This is a genomic window from Streptomyces sp. SM11, assembly GCF_002910905.1.
In the GTDB taxonomy this organism is placed as follows: Bacteria; Actinomycetota; Actinomycetes; order Streptomycetales; family Streptomycetaceae; genus Streptomyces.
Map to the genome: position 1 here is coordinate 67,423 of NZ_NEUE01000158.1, position 13,339 is coordinate 80,761.

The 13,339-nt window shown below is 72.6% G+C and carries 15 protein-coding genes and 3 pseudogenes (1 of these 18 cut by a window edge); 6 read left to right on the top strand and 12 right to left on the bottom strand.

The features are described from left to right. Positions 1–767 (top strand): annotated as a pseudogene (locus tag B9S58_RS14030) (PfkB family carbohydrate kinase); it begins 164 nt to the left of the window's first position. 118 nt (positions 768–885) lie between these two features. Here B9S58_RS14030 and B9S58_RS40195 read toward each other — a convergent pair. Beyond that, positions 886–963, bottom strand: a complete 78-nt coding sequence (locus tag B9S58_RS40195) for a 50S ribosomal protein bL37 (protein WP_370454205.1) — start codon at positions 961–963, stop codon at positions 886–888. 168 nt (positions 964–1,131) lie between these two features. Then, positions 1,132–1,725 (bottom strand): TetR/AcrR family transcriptional regulator, encoded by a 594-nt coding sequence (locus B9S58_RS14035; RefSeq protein ID WP_103532447.1) that lies wholly within the window; start codon positions 1,723–1,725, stop codon positions 1,132–1,134. Between the two features lie 90 nt (positions 1,726–1,815). Between B9S58_RS14035 and B9S58_RS14040 the strand changes: the two genes are divergently transcribed. Beyond that, on the top strand, positions 1,816–2,751 hold the full coding sequence (locus B9S58_RS14040; RefSeq protein WP_103532448.1) for an NAD(P)H-binding protein: 936 nt from the start codon (positions 1,816–1,818) through the stop codon (positions 2,749–2,751). Here the strand turns inward: B9S58_RS14040 and B9S58_RS14045 are convergent. From B9S58_RS14045 to B9S58_RS14070, 6 genes are all read right to left on the bottom strand, one after another. Continuing rightward, positions 2,739–3,125, bottom strand: a complete 387-nt coding sequence (locus tag B9S58_RS14045) for a VOC family protein (protein ID WP_103532449.1) — start codon at positions 3,123–3,125, stop codon at positions 2,739–2,741. The genes B9S58_RS14040 and B9S58_RS14045 overlap by 13 nt on opposite strands. A gap of 49 nt (positions 3,126–3,174) precedes the next feature. Next, positions 3,175–3,603 (bottom strand): DUF4190 domain-containing protein, encoded by a 429-nt coding sequence (locus B9S58_RS14050; protein WP_103532450.1) that lies wholly within the window; start codon positions 3,601–3,603, stop codon positions 3,175–3,177. Positions 3,604–3,690: 87 nt separating this feature from the next. Then, positions 3,691–4,248 carry an FABP family protein gene (locus B9S58_RS14055; protein ID WP_103532451.1) on the bottom strand — a complete coding sequence of 186 codons (558 nt, stop codon included), beginning with the start codon at positions 4,246–4,248 and terminating at the stop codon, positions 3,691–3,693. Positions 4,249–4,651: 403 nt separating this feature from the next. Further along, positions 4,652–4,870, bottom strand: coding sequence for an MbtH family protein (locus B9S58_RS14065; RefSeq protein WP_103532452.1), 219 nt, complete (start codon positions 4,868–4,870; stop codon positions 4,652–4,654). Positions 4,871–5,069: 199 nt separating this feature from the next. Then, on the bottom strand, positions 5,070–5,195 hold the full coding sequence (locus tag B9S58_RS38450; RefSeq protein ID WP_308457904.1) for a hypothetical protein: 126 nt from the start codon (positions 5,193–5,195) through the stop codon (positions 5,070–5,072). A 148-nt stretch (positions 5,196–5,343) separates the two neighbouring features. Next, positions 5,344–6,240, bottom strand: coding sequence for a siderophore-interacting protein (locus B9S58_RS14070; protein WP_103532453.1), 897 nt, complete (start codon positions 6,238–6,240; stop codon positions 5,344–5,346). Between the two features lie 152 nt (positions 6,241–6,392). On the opposite strand from B9S58_RS14070, the pseudogene B9S58_RS14075 reads away from it, so the two are divergent. The 3 genes and pseudogenes from B9S58_RS14075 to bla all read left to right on the top strand — a co-directional run bounded on the left by B9S58_RS14075 (position 6,393) and on the right by bla (position 9,547). Continuing rightward, positions 6,393–7,333, top strand: a pseudogene (locus B9S58_RS14075) (S66 peptidase family protein). 69 nt (positions 7,334–7,402) lie between these two features. Beyond that, positions 7,403–8,155: a nucleotidyltransferase domain-containing protein gene (locus B9S58_RS14080; RefSeq protein WP_103532454.1), complete on the top strand. Its 753-nt coding sequence runs from the start codon at positions 7,403–7,405 to the stop codon at positions 8,153–8,155. Positions 8,156–8,590: 435 nt separating this feature from the next. Then, positions 8,591–9,547: a class A beta-lactamase gene (bla, locus tag B9S58_RS14090; RefSeq protein WP_103532455.1), complete on the top strand. Its 957-nt coding sequence runs from the start codon at positions 8,591–8,593 to the stop codon at positions 9,545–9,547. Here bla and B9S58_RS14095 read toward each other — a convergent pair. The 3 genes from B9S58_RS14095 to B9S58_RS14105 are packed head-to-tail and all read right to left on the bottom strand — an operon-like array spanning position 9,544 to position 11,018. Further along, entirely contained in the window at positions 9,544–10,119 is a 576-nt protein-coding gene (locus B9S58_RS14095) for a type 1 glutamine amidotransferase domain-containing protein (protein ID WP_103532456.1), read from the bottom strand. The two genes, bla and B9S58_RS14095, sit on opposite strands and share 4 nt — an antisense overlap. 40 nt (positions 10,120–10,159) lie before the next feature. Next, the gene (locus B9S58_RS14100; RefSeq protein ID WP_258044488.1) at positions 10,160–10,822 is read right to left on the bottom strand and encodes a glutamate-cysteine ligase family protein; all 663 of its coding nucleotides are present in this window, start codon (positions 10,820–10,822) and stop codon (positions 10,160–10,162) included. 28 nt (positions 10,823–10,850) lie between these two features. Further along, entirely contained in the window at positions 10,851–11,018 is a 168-nt protein-coding gene (locus tag B9S58_RS14105) for a DUF5133 domain-containing protein (RefSeq protein ID WP_258044489.1), read from the bottom strand. Positions 11,019–11,401: 383 nt separating this feature from the next. Between B9S58_RS14105 and B9S58_RS14110 the strand changes: the two genes are divergently transcribed. Further along, entirely contained in the window at positions 11,402–11,650 is a 249-nt protein-coding gene (locus tag B9S58_RS14110; protein ID WP_103532457.1) for a hypothetical protein, read from the top strand. A 122-nt stretch (positions 11,651–11,772) separates the two neighbouring features. On the opposite strand, the pseudogene B9S58_RS14115 reads toward B9S58_RS14110, so the two are convergent. Next, positions 11,773–13,339: pseudogene (locus B9S58_RS14115) on the bottom strand (IS1182 family transposase); the annotation flags it as partial.

Below are 13,339 nucleotides of genomic sequence, written 5' to 3' on the forward strand. Positions count from 1 at the left end.
CGTCCTTCGTGGGCGGGCTCGGCGACGACGCCTTCGGGGGCCGCATCGAGAAGTGGCTGACCGGTGCGGGGGTCGACCTCTCGCCGAGTTCCCGGTCGGCGCTGCCCACGGCGCTCGCGGTGGCCGACCCGGGCGAGCACGGGAACACGTACCACTTCCACCTCGGGGACACGGCGACCTTCCGGCTGCCGGACCGAACACCGGAGGCGGCGCGCTTCGGCGCGGTGTACGTGGGAGGGCTCGCCGCTGTGGTGGAGCCGGCGGCCCGTGTCGTGGCCGCCACCGCGCGGGCGGCCGCCCGCGCGGGGCTGCTCGTGGTGGACCCGAATGTACGCGAGGACCGGGCGCTCGATCCCGTACGGAGCCTCGGCAGGCTGCGCGAGCTGTGCTCTCTCGCGCATGTCGTGAAGGCGAGCGACGAGGACCTGGTGCGGCTGTGGCCGGACGCGGCCCCGGAGGCGAGCTGCCGCAGGCTCGCCGGGCGGGGACGGCTGGTGGTGATGACCCGAGGGGCGGGGGGTGCCACCGCGTACGCCCATGACGCCCCGGCTGTCTCCGTCCCCGCCCTGCCGGTGCGGGTGGTGAACACCATCGGTGCGGGCGACGCGTTCATGGCGGGGATGCTGACCTGGCTCGGGACGGAGACCGCCTGGGATCCGGTGCTGTCCGCCGGGCGGGCGGAGGCGATGCTGGAGTACGCGGTCGGGACGGCCGCGTCGGTCTGCGCCAGGGCGGGAACGGAACCCACCGCCCCGCTTGGGGTGTGAACCGGTCGCCCATCGGGCATCACCATCGGGACCCGAGTTCCGCACGGCCCTCCCCCGGCCCACGGAAACAGCCGCGGCCCCACCGGGCTCCTCCGCCCGGTGGGGCTGCGGCGTCGTCTCAGCTCTGCGGACGCTTGCCGTGGTTCGCGCCGTTCTTGCGGCGGGCCTTCTTCTTACGACGTCGCTTCGAGGACATCGACCCCTCCATCTCTCTGCTGTGTGCTTCCGTTGCGGGCGGTCAGCGGGCGGTACGGCCCGGAGATCACCGGGACGCCTGCCCAGGGACACCGTGGCAAACACCCGGTGCGCATGCAACCGGCGGTGCGCGCCGGGCGGGTGTGGACAGGTGTGCGGAGGCCGCCGGTCAGGACCGTGGCGCGCGGGCTCCGATGACCTGGGCCGTGTACCGCGCCAGGTCGGCGCGGAGCTCTTCGCGCGACATGCCCTGCCGGATGACCAGGTGCTCGACGAGGTCCGCGCGGGTGGCCGCCAGCAGGGCGTGGGCGGTGAACGCGCTGCCGGTGAGGCCTTCGATCCGGTCCAGCGTGTCCCGCAGGACACGGTGCCAGCGTTCGTAGTGCTCGGCCCGGTAGGGACCCGCGTCGCCGGTGTCCTCCAGGGCGAGGGCGAGATGCCGGTTGTCGAGCTTGAAGCACAGGACGGCGTCGAGCAGGGCGGGGATCCGCCGGTGCGGTGGTGTCGCGGGACCCAGCGGCGGGGGGCCGTCCTCGACGGCGGCCCGGATCGGTTCGAGGCGCGCGGCGAACAGTGCCTGGATCAGCCCGGTGCGGTCGCCGAAGCCGCGGAAGAGGGTCGCCTTGCCGACGCCTGCCGCCGCCGCGATGTCGGCCATCGTGATGGCCGCGGGGCTCTCGCTGCGGGCGAAGAGGTCATCGGCCGCGGCGAGGACGGCCGCACGGTTGCGGACGGCGTCCTTGCGGGGCGTGCGGGCGGTCATCGGTCTCCTCCGATTGCAAAACGGACCCTGAGTCCGTATCGTCGTCAATGAAACGGACCCAGGGTCCACATTCTAGGTGACGGAGCCTTCATGAACCCCGACCCAGCACCTGCCGACGTCCACCGCCACGACCCGCCACGCCCTCACGACGGGAACGCCTGCGCCGCGACCCTGGTCATCGGTGCGACCGGCACCACCGGAAGCCGCGTCGCGGCCCGGCTCTCCGCCGCGGGCCACCGGGTGCGGGCCGCCTCCCGGACCGCCCGCGCGGTCCCCGGCGCCGAGCAGGTCCGCTTCGACTGGGAGGACCCGGCGAGCCATGGCCAGGCACTGACCGGCATTGACCGGGTCTATCTGGTGCCCCCGATCGGCCACCCGGAGCCGGCCGAAGTGATGCTGCCCTTTCTGGAGCGGGCCCGCGACGCCGGTGTGGGCCGTGCGGTGCTGCTCAGCTCCTCCGCGATCCCCATGGGCGGGCCCGCGACCGGCCTCGTCCACCAGGCCCTGCCGGGCCTCTTCGGCGCGTGGGCGGTACTGCGGCCGTCCTGGTTCATGCAGAACTTCACCGGGGTCCACCCGCACGCGCTGAGCATCCGGGAGGCCGGGGTCATCAGGACGGCCGCGGGCGGCGGACGGGTCGGGTTCGTGGACGCGGAGGACATCGCCGCCGTCGCCGTGCACGCCCTGACCGACGAGGAGTCCCCCGACACCGACCTGGTCGTCACCGGCCCCCGGGCGCTGAGCTACGACGAGGTCGCGGCGGCCGTCGGCCGGGGCACCGGAGGACCGGTGGTCCATGAGCACCTGAGTCACGAGGAGATGCGCGACCGGCTCGCCGCCTCCGGGATACCGCTCCCGTTCGCGGAGCTGCTCGCCGGAATGGACCGCGCCATCGCCGAGGGGGCCGAGGACCGGGTCACCGACACCGTGCTGCGGCTCACAGGGCGAGCGCCGGGTGACTTCGACACCTTCGTGGCCCGGGAGCTGCGGCCGTCGACGGACGGGCCCGTCGCTCAGGGCCGGTAGCGCAGTGGATGGTCGTCCGGCACCTCGACGACGGCGATCCGCACTCCGTCGGGGTCCTCGATCCACATCTCGACCAGTCCCCAGGGTTCGCGTTTCGGCGGCCGCAGGACGGTCACACCCTTCGACCGCAGTTCGTCGTGGGCGGCCTCCGCGTCGTCGACCTGGAGCCAGATCCGCACGGCCGGGGAGGGTGGCTCCTCGCCCCGGCCGGAGACCTCCAGGAACCCGCCGCCGAGAAAGTAGACCGTGCCGCGCCCGGGACCCGTACCGAACTCCCGTTGGACGGCGAGGCCCAGGGCCTCGCCGTAGAAGGCGCGGGAACGCTCGGGGTCGGTGGGGCGCAGCAGAATCCTGCTGCCCAGTACGTGCACCATGAGCCGAGCGTATGCCTTCGAACCCGGGGGGCGGGTTCCCCGGGGTCGGTCAGTTGCTCAGCTCGTCGATGAAGTCGTCCGTGCACCGGCTCTCGGCCGCCTGTCCACTGGCCCGGTTCATACAGTCCTCGAAGTCCGTGAACTCCTGCGAGTCCAACACGGAGACGGCCACCACGAGGACGACTGCCGAACCGATGAGCCCGAGCGCCCCGAACGCGGCGCCGACTATCGCCATCACCCGGCGCGGCGCGCGGCCCTTACGGGTGCGGAGCGCGGCGACGACGCCGAAGACGATGGCGAGCAGGCCGAGAAGCAGCCCGCCCACCACGGTCCAGAAGGACAGGCAGGCGATGAGGCCGAGAACGAGGGCGGCGACCGCGAATCCGTTCGTCGGTGCGGGCCCCTGGGCGGCGTAGGGGTCGTGACCGGCGGCGGGCTGACCCGGGTACGAGGGATCCGGGTATGAGGGAAGGGACATCGGGGTGGTGCTCCTGTTCTCCTGTGCTTTTCATCCACCTGCCCCATGGTCCCCCCTCCATGCACCGCTCAGGTCACACTCCGGCAACTAAATGCGCTGGCCAGGGGCTTCTCTGCGGAGCCGCGCCGACAGGTGGTGCTGGAGCGGCCGGCCGATCGCGGCGAGGTCGTGGACGAAGGTGAGCGTGTCCGGATCCGTCAGGGTGTAGCGGCGGCGGGTGGCGTCGACCTCCTTCGCCGTCGGGGCGAGGGACACCCGCTCGGTGGTGAGGTCGACGGCGCCGTCGCGGGCGTGGCCGACCGAGATCTCCGCGATACCGGTGGGCTGGGTGATCAGTGCCTCCACCCGCCCGTCCGGCTGCAGGCGCCACCACCCGCTCTCCCGGGCGGACGGCCGCAGGGGGTGCCCGTCGGCGTCGAGCAGCCAGGCCCGCGCCTCGTACGCGAGGAAAGGCCGGCCGTCGTGGCCGAAGGTGACCTCCTGCGCGTACGTGAAGTCCGCCTCCAGCGTCGGATACCCGCCGCGGCCGGTCCCCCGCCAGGTGCCGAGGTATCCGGTCACCGGGGCGAGCAGCGGATGCGGCGCGGGGGACGCGTCGGGGCGAAGGGCGTCGGGGAAGGGGAGTTGGCGGTCGGGGTCATGCATGGGTGTGTGCGCTCCTGGGTCGGGCCGGCTCGGAGTCGCAGCCTAAGGGCTGTCCCGGCGACCGGGCCGGAAACCGTTTGACGGTGGCTTCGCGGTGGGCGATGACCATGAGGGGGCGTGCCGTCTCGGGGCGATGTCGGCGATGCTCCCGTCGGGGACGAGGACCGCCGGGTCCAGAAGCGCCGCGCGGACCGGGCCGATCAGTTGGAGTACGCCGGTCGAGAGCCGGCCCGCACCGCGGCCGAGTTCGGTGTGCCATCAGGGCGGGGCAGGACGGGGCGGGGCTGTAGCCCGGCCGGATCCGCCGGGGAGGGCGAGTCCGTTGCCGAGGCCGCCTCCGCGCCCGCCGCGCCGGCTCCGATGAGGAACCCCGGCGGGCGACCGGGTCCGGCAGTTCAGGGTCTCATGCGGGATCGGCCGTCATGCTCCGCATCAGGCTCTTGGGCCGCAGATCGGTCCAGTTCTGCTCGACGTAGTCCAGGCAGGCCTGGCGATTGTCCTCCGGGTGGGCCACGGTCCATCCGGCGGGCACCTCGGCGAACGCGGGCCACAAGGAGTGCTGTCCCTCGTCGTTGACGAGCACCAGATAGGTGCCGTCCTCGTCCTCGAACGGATTGGCCACCGCAACCTCCATAGATTTAGGCAAGGCTATCTTTACTCAACCGGTAGCGACTCTACCCACACGTCTCCCGGTTGACTCCACGAAGCCCACACCCCACGCGCTCAACACCGGCTTTGATGGCTTGAAAAGACCCCCCGGACGTCTCGGCGTCCGGGGAGCCGCATCACGCGGTACCGCTGCCGCGCCGCTTGAGCAGCACTCAGCCCGGGTACTCACCGCCCAGCACGGCGGTGGTGACGCCCACCGGCACCACCCGCGCCGGGACGCCCGCGTCGACACCGAGCAGCCCCGGGCCGGCCAGGGGATCACGGGTGACGGCCCGCATGACCGCTCCCGCCGCGCAGGGCAGGGCGGACCGTACGGCGATGGGTTCCGGTGCCGACCACAGCCACCCGCACGGGGCAGACTTCCGCCGCGTCCGCCGCCACCCCGGTGGCGCGACGCACCGTCGACGGACCTGGGGCCGGGCCCGGTCAGAGCCCGAGATCGCTCAGGCGGGCCTCGTAACGGATGGTGAGGTCCTCGGAATCGCCGGCCGCCGGGTTGCCCCAGAGGGCCTCCAGCTCGGAGCGCACGGCGTCGGGCAGCGCCTCGTACCGCTCGGACCAGGTGTCGGAGTTCGGTATCCAGTAGCCGACGACCTTGAAGCGCTCCGCCGGGAGCCCCAGCTCGCGCCGGAGGTAACGGCGCACCGAACGCAGGGCGTTGGTCTCCCCCGCGACCCAGACGTACCCGCCGGCGAGATCGGTGCCGGGCGGGACGGCGGCGGCCACCAGGTCGGCCAGCCGGCTCGGACCGTGACCGTTCCCGCCGTAGGTCCAGGTCACCTTGGAGTCGGACAGCTCCCGCAGGGGGAGCACGGCCGAGGGGTCGGGCGCCTCCAGAACCACCCGGGTCCTGACATGGTCCGGCGTGTTCTCCAGCAGGCGGGCGGCGGCGGGCAGACCGGTCTGATCGGCGACCAGCACCTGCCAGGTGAGATCGGCCGGGGGGCTGTAGAGCCCGGTGGGGTCGTTGACGCCGACGACGTCCCCGGGCCGCGCCCCGGCGGCCCAGCCGGACGCCACTCCACCCTCGTGGAGCACGAAGTCGATGTCGACCTCGCCCGCCTCCGGGCGCACCGCGCGGATCGTGTACGTGCGCATCGGCGCGACGGGCTGCCCCTCGGGGGTCTCCCACCCGCCCTGCCCGGTCGTCCGGGGCAGGGAGACGTCGGTGCGGTCCGGGCCGTGCGGAAGGAAGATCCGGACGTACTCGTCACCGACCCCGGTGGACCCGAAGCCCGCCAGACCTTCTCCGTGAAGGGTGACGCGTGTCATGGTCGCGGTGAGCGGCTGCACTCGGGCGACGACGGCTCGGTGGATCGTCATGGACACTGCCCCTTCGTACGCGTGATCGGCCTGAGCGCCTCGCCCACCGGGACGAGAGAACCGAATGAACTTAGGCCAGCCTAACCTTCCACTGGGCATCAGTTCGAGACGGCATCGGCAGAACGTCCGGGAGCCGTGCCAGAATCCGGCGTATGACAGTTCGATACCCCCGCCCCCTGCGACCCGGTGACCGGGTCGGGATCACCTCCCCGTCCAGCGGCGTGCCCGAGGAACTGCGCGAGCGACTCGCCGTGGCGGTGCGCGATGTGGAGGCGAGAGGGTACGAGGCCGTGACCGGCCGGTGCATGGACGGCTCCGGGCATGTCAGCGCGCCCGCGGCCGACCGGGCGGCCGAGTTGACGGCGATGCTGACGGACCCCGGCATCAGGGCCGTGTGCCGCCGTGGGACATGTCGACCGTCATGACGCCGCTGACCCTCCTCACCGGGACGGCGACCGTGCACGGGAACAACCTCATGGACACCCCCTACCGGGTGCCGGAGGGGCTCGTGTCCTGGCTCGACGTCGTCGCCGCGCCGCCGGGCCACCGCTTCACCCAGATTCCACCGGAACGGCACCGGGCCACGGGCCGGGACGACTACGCGGAGCATCCGGACGTCAGCACGTTCACGCTCGACACCCCGGGGAGGTGGACCCGGCTGGACGGCAACGGTGACGTGGACGTCGAGGGGAGGCTGATCGGGGGCTGCGTCGAGATACTGAGCAACCTCGCGGGGACGCCGTACCTCGACACCTCCGCCTTCGCCCGGACGCACGCTCCGGAGGGGCTTCTCGTGTACGTGGAGGCCGCCGGCGACGATGCGTTCGCCATCTGCCGCAATCTGCACGGGATGCGGCTGGCCGGGTTCTTCGAGGCGGCCAACGCCGTGCTCGTCGGCCGGGCCCCGGCCCCGGACACGGCCTCGCTCACCCAGCATCAGGCCGTACTGGACGCGCTCGGGACGCTGGACGTGCCGATCGTCGCCGACGTCGAGTGCGGCCATGTGCCGCCGTTCCTCCCTCTGGTCAACGGAGCGCGCGCCCGGGTCGTGCACACGTCGACGCACAGTGAGCTGACCCAGTCGCTGGACTGACCGCCCGGCAGACCGCCGTACCGGGCCACCGCGGCATCCGCCCTCGGCGGCCCGACAGCATGCACGCCCATGAACGATCCCGGTGATCCCGAAGCCGCGTCGGCCCAGGCAGGCCGTCTGGTGCCCGAGTTGTACCCCGAGGCGCTCGGGGCCGTGATCGGCGGGTCGGCCGCACAGGGCCGGGCCACGGCCAACAGTGACCTCGACACCGGTGTGCTCCTGCCGGACTCCGCCGGAAACGGCCGTCGCGTGGTGCGCCACGAGGGCCGCCAGGTGGAGCTCTTCCTCAACGCCGTGGAGGACGTGCCCGGCTTCTTCGCGTGGGACCGTGCCCGGCGGCGGGCGACCGTCGTCTTCGTCCACGCCCAGGGCATGACGCTGACCGACCCGTCGGAGCATACGGCCGGCGCGCGCCGGCCGGCCGAGGAGATCGTCGCTCTGGGACCACCGCCGCTGACGGGGGACCGGTGGCGCCACGGCCGCTATGTGCTGACCTGCTACCTGGACGACCTCCTCGACGCCTCCCCGGCGAGCCGCCATGAGCAACTCGTCGTCGCCGACCATGTACTGCGGGAGGCCGCCGAACTCGTCACCGCGCACCGCGCCGCCTGGTCGGGGATCGGCAAGTGGCTGCCCCGGAGGCTCCTGGCCGCGGATCCGGACCTGGGCGGGGCCCTGCTGGACGGGCACCTGGCGGTGGCGGAGCGGGCCGATCCGGTGCCGTTGGCGGCCGCCGCGAAGAAGCTGCTGGAGGCGATCAGCGGGCCGCTGCGCGAGGGCTTTGCGCACCGGTGGGAGGCCTTCGATGCGCACAGGACCTGACAGCGGGTCACGGTCAGCGGATACGCGACAGTTGCTCGCCCAGCGGCCTGCCGATCCCGTTGAGACAGGCGGGCCGGGCCGCCCCGGGGCGGATCGCGCAGGACGTCGAGACACCGGGAGACGGCGAGCATGTCGGCGACCGGGCCGCCCGGCGACGCGGTGTCGGTCCGGTGGACGGGGCTTATGCGGCCCGTGGGCGCGGGGCGGGCTCGCGGGTGGCTCGTCCGGATCTTGCCGGGCGGCGGGTGCGCCCTGGTGTCTGACAATTCCCGTCTGCCTCACGACGCCATGCACGCACTCTCGCCGCACCGGCCTCAGGCCCAAGTACGTCCAGTACGAGGGCCTGGGGCCGGCACGCCGAGAGCACGCACCTGACGCCGCGCGCCCGCCCTGCGGGCGACGACGGGAATGGTCAGACACCCCTAGCATGACTGGATGAGCCGACTGCCGAACCCCCACGCCCGGCGTTCCGTACTCCGCCTGCTGGGCGGGGCCCTCGTGACCGTGCCGCTCGCAGCCTGTGGCACGGAATCCGGCCCGTCGTCGCCGTCGCCCGCCGGGAAGGCGGCCGCATCACCCTCGGCTGCGGCACGGGACGCCGGGCGCGCCTTCGTGGCGCTGGAGAAGGAGTACGCGGCGCGGCTCGGCGTGTACGCCGTCGACACCGGGACCGGGCGCGCGATCGCCCACCGTGACGGGGAGCGATTCGCCTACGCCTCCACGTTCAAGGCGCTGGCGGCGGGGGCCGTGCTGCGCGAGTACGGGCTGGGCGGGCTGGAGCGGGTCGTGGCGTACCGCCGTGAGGATCTGGTCGAGCACTCCCCCGTCACCGAGAAGCACGTGGCCACCGGGATGAGTCTGGGCGATCTGTGCGACGCCGCCGTGCGCCACAGTGACAACACCGCGGGCAATCTGCTGTTCGACGCGGTCGGCGGGCCCCGGAAGCTGCAGGCCGTGCTCGCGGAACTGGGGGACGACGTGACCCGGATGGTGCGGCGGGAGACCGAACTCAACGAGTGGTCTCCCGGAGCCGTCCGCGACACCAGTACGCCCCGGGCCATGGCCGAGGACCTGCGGGCGTTCGTCCTGGGCGACGCCCTCGGCAAGCCCGAGCGGGCCCGTCTCACCCAGTGGCTCCGGAACAACACCACCGGCGGTGAGCTGATCCGGGCGGGGGTCCCGAAGGGGTGGACCGTAGGCGACAAGACCGGGGCGGGCAGCACGTACGGGACGCGCAACGACATCGCCGTGGTGTGGCCGCCCGGCGCGGCGCCGCTGGTGCTGGCGGTGCTCTCCAACCGTACGGAGGCGGACGCCGCATTCGACAACACACTGCTCGCGAGGGCGGCATCCGCCGCCGTCAGCGCCCTGACCAAACAAGACACCCCCTAGGGAACGGCTCCGGCCTCGGCGAGCACGGCGTCGATCTCGCCGACGAAGTCGTCCAGGTCACCGGGGTTCCGGGACGTGATCAGCGGCCACCCGGAGGCGTCGTCGCGGACCACCGGCTTGTCGACCCAGGTGCCGCCCGCGTTGGTGATGTCGGTCCGCAGGGAGGCGTACGACGTCAGCGTCTTGCCCCGGACGTAGCCGCCCTCGACCAGCGCCCAGGGCCCGTGGCAGATGGCGGCCACCGGCCGGCCGGAGGCGGCGAACGAGCTGACGATCCGGGTGGTGGCGTCCAGCAGGCGCAGCGAGTCGGCGTTCAGCGTGCCGCCCGGAACCAGCAGGAGGTCGTACGAGGCGGGGTCGACGTCGTCGAGCGTGAGGTCGGGGCGCACGGTCTCGCCGGGATCGCGGTCGCCGACGAGGGTACGGATCCCGTCGGCGGAGACCGCCGCCACGCTGACCTGCGCCCCGTGTCCGCGCAGATGCTTCACGGGGACGACGAGTTCGTCCTGCTCGACCCCGTAGTTGGTGACGATGGCCAGGATCCTGCGGTCGTCGAGAGCGGTGGTGGACATGGTCTGCTCCGTTCTTCCGGTGTCGTTCGTCCGATGCCGTTCATATGGCTGTGCCGGCGGGCGGGTCTCGTACTGTCGTGTCGTCGGGACGGCCCGCGGGGGCACGGCCGGCCGTGATCCGGACGCGTTCGGCGACGGTGTCGCGCAGGCTCCCGGTCCGCGCCGGGATCTCGCGCTGGATCCGTGACGTGCTGATGTCCGGAGGCGGCTCACCGCACCGCCACACCCGTGCGGCCGGGTCCGGGCAGACGTCCGCGATCCTGACCTCCACAGTGGCGTAGCGGTGCGAGATGCGCGCGTCGAAGCAGGCCATCCCCTCGTCCCGGAGCACCCCGGTGCCGACCGGGGACCGCACCTGGGCGTGGCAAGCCTCCACGCAGCCGTGGACATCCCCCGGTCCGGCCGACGGCCACCGTCCCCACATCCGGCTGCGGTAGCTGCTGTACTGGCAGTGCGCCCGGTCGAGCACGGCGACGCCCTCCTCCGCCGAGGCCACCGAGACGTGGACGTGGCAGCCGCGGGTCAGCTGTTCCTGGGCGATCAGCCCGTTACGCCTCGCTATCCACCGGTACCGCTCCCCCGTGCCGATCGTCGGGCTGACCGGGAGCGGTGAGGTCGCCGGAGCCGCTGCCGAGGCTGCGGGATGCCCCAGGTCCGCGCCGACCAGCAGCACTTCTTCCTCGACACCCACCCTGCGGACCACAGCACTCCCCTTCGACGGTCGACGGCGGTCAGCCGGAGAGGACGGAGTCGTCCTCGGGCCGCGCGCCGGGCAGCCGGTGGCGGGCGGCGACCAGCGCGCTGTCGGCATCACCCGTGCCGGTCGACACGCACAGCGTGTACGCCACGTCGTCCATGCGCTGTCGGGCCTCCTCGCTCTCCGCGTGCAGCGCACGCAGTACTTCCTACTGCTCGATCAGGTTGCGCAGTACCATGGGGTGGGCCATCGGCATGCGAGGCATCCATCCGTCGGAATCGTCGGGTGGCGTCCCGCGCCCGGGTGGGGCAACGCGCCCCGGGTACCCGCACGCGGGCGAGCCACACTCCACGGGGCGACGCGTCCGCCGCCACGTGCCGCGCGACGCTCTCCCGGCCGGTGGCCCCGGTAATCCCCATGCGGCCGGGCGGCATGGCCCTCCCACCTTCTCCGTCCCTCCCCCGGACCGGGGCGAGGTGTCCCGGTCCTCATCGGATCCAGGGACTGCTTCGCCCGGCAGCGGGTACCCACCAGGGCGCGTCACTCGTCCCCGGTCGCGCCGGGCAGTACGGAAGGAAAGCTCCCATGACCGACCGCAGGCCGGAAGGCACCGCCTACACCGGGGCTTCCGGCAGCCCGCCCCCCGTTCCGGCGGACATGCCTGACCAGCAGAGCCAGGAGGGCGAGGACGCCCTCGACATACCGGTGCCGGACAGAGTGGCCCGCGAGGGCGGACCACCCGAGCTGGACGAGGCCGGCGCCGGCCGGAACACGCCACGCAACGCGGGCGCACATCCCGACGAGCATCCGGCTCCGGACGAGTCGACGGGCTAGAAGGTGTCCGAGCAGTCCCGCGCGGGCTGGTCCGGCGGGAGAACCCGCCCCGTCCAGCGGCCCGGAACGCCCCGGAGCCCCGGAACGCGATGCAGGACGCTGTTGGTTTATTCGGGGCCTTCCTACTTCGCTCCGTCGGCCTTGTGGCCGGCGGGGCGAAGTGCTGCGAAGTGGCTGGTTCGGGTGAGGGCTCGTGGTTGGCCGGTGAGGTGGGCGTCGATGCGGGCGAGATTGATTGCGGCGCCGGTGAGCTGGTGTTGGAGGCTGGTCTTCGCGAGGCCTCGGTAGCGGGATCTGCGCAGACCGCAGCGTCCGACGGCCTGGGAGATGGTGCCCTCGACACCGGCACGGATCTTGTACCGCTCCTTCCAAGCCTCGGTTCGCTGCTCGGCTCGGGCCGTGCGGACGGTTTCGTGTTCGTCGCGGCCCTGCCGGAGGTTGAGCTCGCGGCGTCGCGGCGAGGGTGAGTTGACGCAGTCGCGCAGGTGAGGGCAGGGGCGGCAGTCGGCCGGGCTGAAGCGGACCCGGATGACGGGCAGGCTCTGCTGGGAACGCCGCTCGGCCCACTGCGTACTGACGACACCGTTCGGGCAGGTCACCTGTTCGCGGTCCCAGTCGATGGTGAAGGCGTCCTGCCCGAAGGGCCCGTCGGCCGACGCGTCGGTGCTGGCAGCCATCGGACCATGCAGGACGACGCCGTGGTCCCTGCGGGCGGTGACGACCTGGCCGGCGGTGGGGTATCCGGCGTCGACCCAGTGCTCACCGGGCAGGCAGTCCCGCCCGGCCAGCGCATCATGGATCTCGGGGATGGTCACGCTGTCGTGGACGGTGGCGAGGGTGGTGGCCACGTTCGTGATCAGGTTCGGCGTCTGCGGCTCGCAGGTCTCGGTGAGGTGGACCTTGTATCCGTCCCATAGAGTGTCCCGCTTGACGCTGCCACGGGCTTCGGTGTCATAGAGGGTGACCAGGCGCAACGCGCCCGGCGTCCGGTCTTTTGGGTCCCGCCGCCTCACCTCGCCCTCCACCCGGTGGAAGTGCTGGACCCACATCTGCCGCAAGGTCTCCACCTCCGCCAGGACACCGAGACCGGCCGGTGCGTCCGCTGCGAAGACCGCTTCCAGCAGACGCGTCCCGTCACGGCCGATCCGCGCTCCCACCTCGTCGCGTCTGGTCCGGGCCTTGGGGAACCGGGAGTCCTCCGCGCGGGTGGCGTAGTGCTTGAACCAGTCCGGCTCCGCGATGTCCGACAGCCAGCCCGGGGCGGCCTGGGCGAGCGCGTTGAGCGCCGAGCGCAGGGTTTCGGCGACCATCTCCAGCCAGGACAGCTCACGGGCGGCCGACAGCACGTGCGTGGCGTCGGTGCGGGCCCGGCCCGCCGTCTTGAGCAGGCCCTTCTCCCGGGCCGCGATCAAGATGCCGTCCAGCACCCGCCGCCCGGCATCCGCCTCCACCAGCCGGTCCCTGAACTCCGACAGCACCGAGAAGTCGAATCCCGGGTCATCCAGTGCAAGGCCGAGGGCGTATTTGAAGTCGATCCTGGCCCGCACCGCCTATGCGGCCTGCCGGTCGGTCAGCCCCTCCACGAACTGGAGCACCAATACCAGCGCCAGCCCGGCCGGGGACCAGGCAGGCCGGCCCCGGACAGGGAAGAGGTCCGCGAACTCCTCGTCCGTGAACAGCGGCCCCAGC

Excerpts from the sequence above, each read along its gene's own strand:
- bla (WP_103532455.1), top strand. The coding sequence starts at position 8,591 with ATGAGCCGACTGCCGAACCCCCACGCCCGGCGTTCCGTACTCCGCCTG.
- B9S58_RS14035 (WP_103532447.1), bottom strand. The coding sequence starts at position 1,725 with ATGACCGCCCGCACGCCCCGCAAGGACGCCGTCCGCAACCGTGCGGCC.
- B9S58_RS14055 (WP_103532451.1), bottom strand. The coding sequence starts at position 4,248 with ATGCATGACCCCGACCGCCAACTCCCCTTCCCCGACGCCCTTCGCCCC.
- B9S58_RS14080 (WP_103532454.1), top strand. The coding sequence starts at position 7,403 with ATGAACGATCCCGGTGATCCCGAAGCCGCGTCGGCCCAGGCAGGCCGT.
- B9S58_RS14045 (WP_103532449.1), bottom strand. The coding sequence starts at position 3,125 with ATGGTGCACGTACTGGGCAGCAGGATTCTGCTGCGCCCCACCGACCCC.
- B9S58_RS40195 (WP_370454205.1), bottom strand. The coding sequence starts at position 963 with ATGTCCTCGAAGCGACGTCGTAAGAAGAAGGCCCGCCGCAAGAACGGC.
- B9S58_RS14050 (WP_103532450.1), bottom strand. The coding sequence starts at position 3,603 with ATGTCCCTTCCCTCATACCCGGATCCCTCGTACCCGGGTCAGCCCGCC.
- B9S58_RS14110 (WP_103532457.1), top strand. The coding sequence starts at position 11,402 with ATGACCGACCGCAGGCCGGAAGGCACCGCCTACACCGGGGCTTCCGGC.
- B9S58_RS14070 (WP_103532453.1), bottom strand. The coding sequence starts at position 6,240 with ATGACGATCCACCGAGCCGTCGTCGCCCGAGTGCAGCCGCTCACCGCG.
- B9S58_RS38450 (WP_308457904.1), bottom strand. The coding sequence starts at position 5,195 with ATGCGGGCCGTCACCCGTGATCCCCTGGCCGGCCCGGGGCTGCTCGGT.
- B9S58_RS14040 (WP_103532448.1), top strand. The coding sequence starts at position 1,816 with ATGAACCCCGACCCAGCACCTGCCGACGTCCACCGCCACGACCCGCCA.
- B9S58_RS14095 (WP_103532456.1), bottom strand. The coding sequence starts at position 10,119 with ATGTCCACCACCGCTCTCGACGACCGCAGGATCCTGGCCATCGTCACC.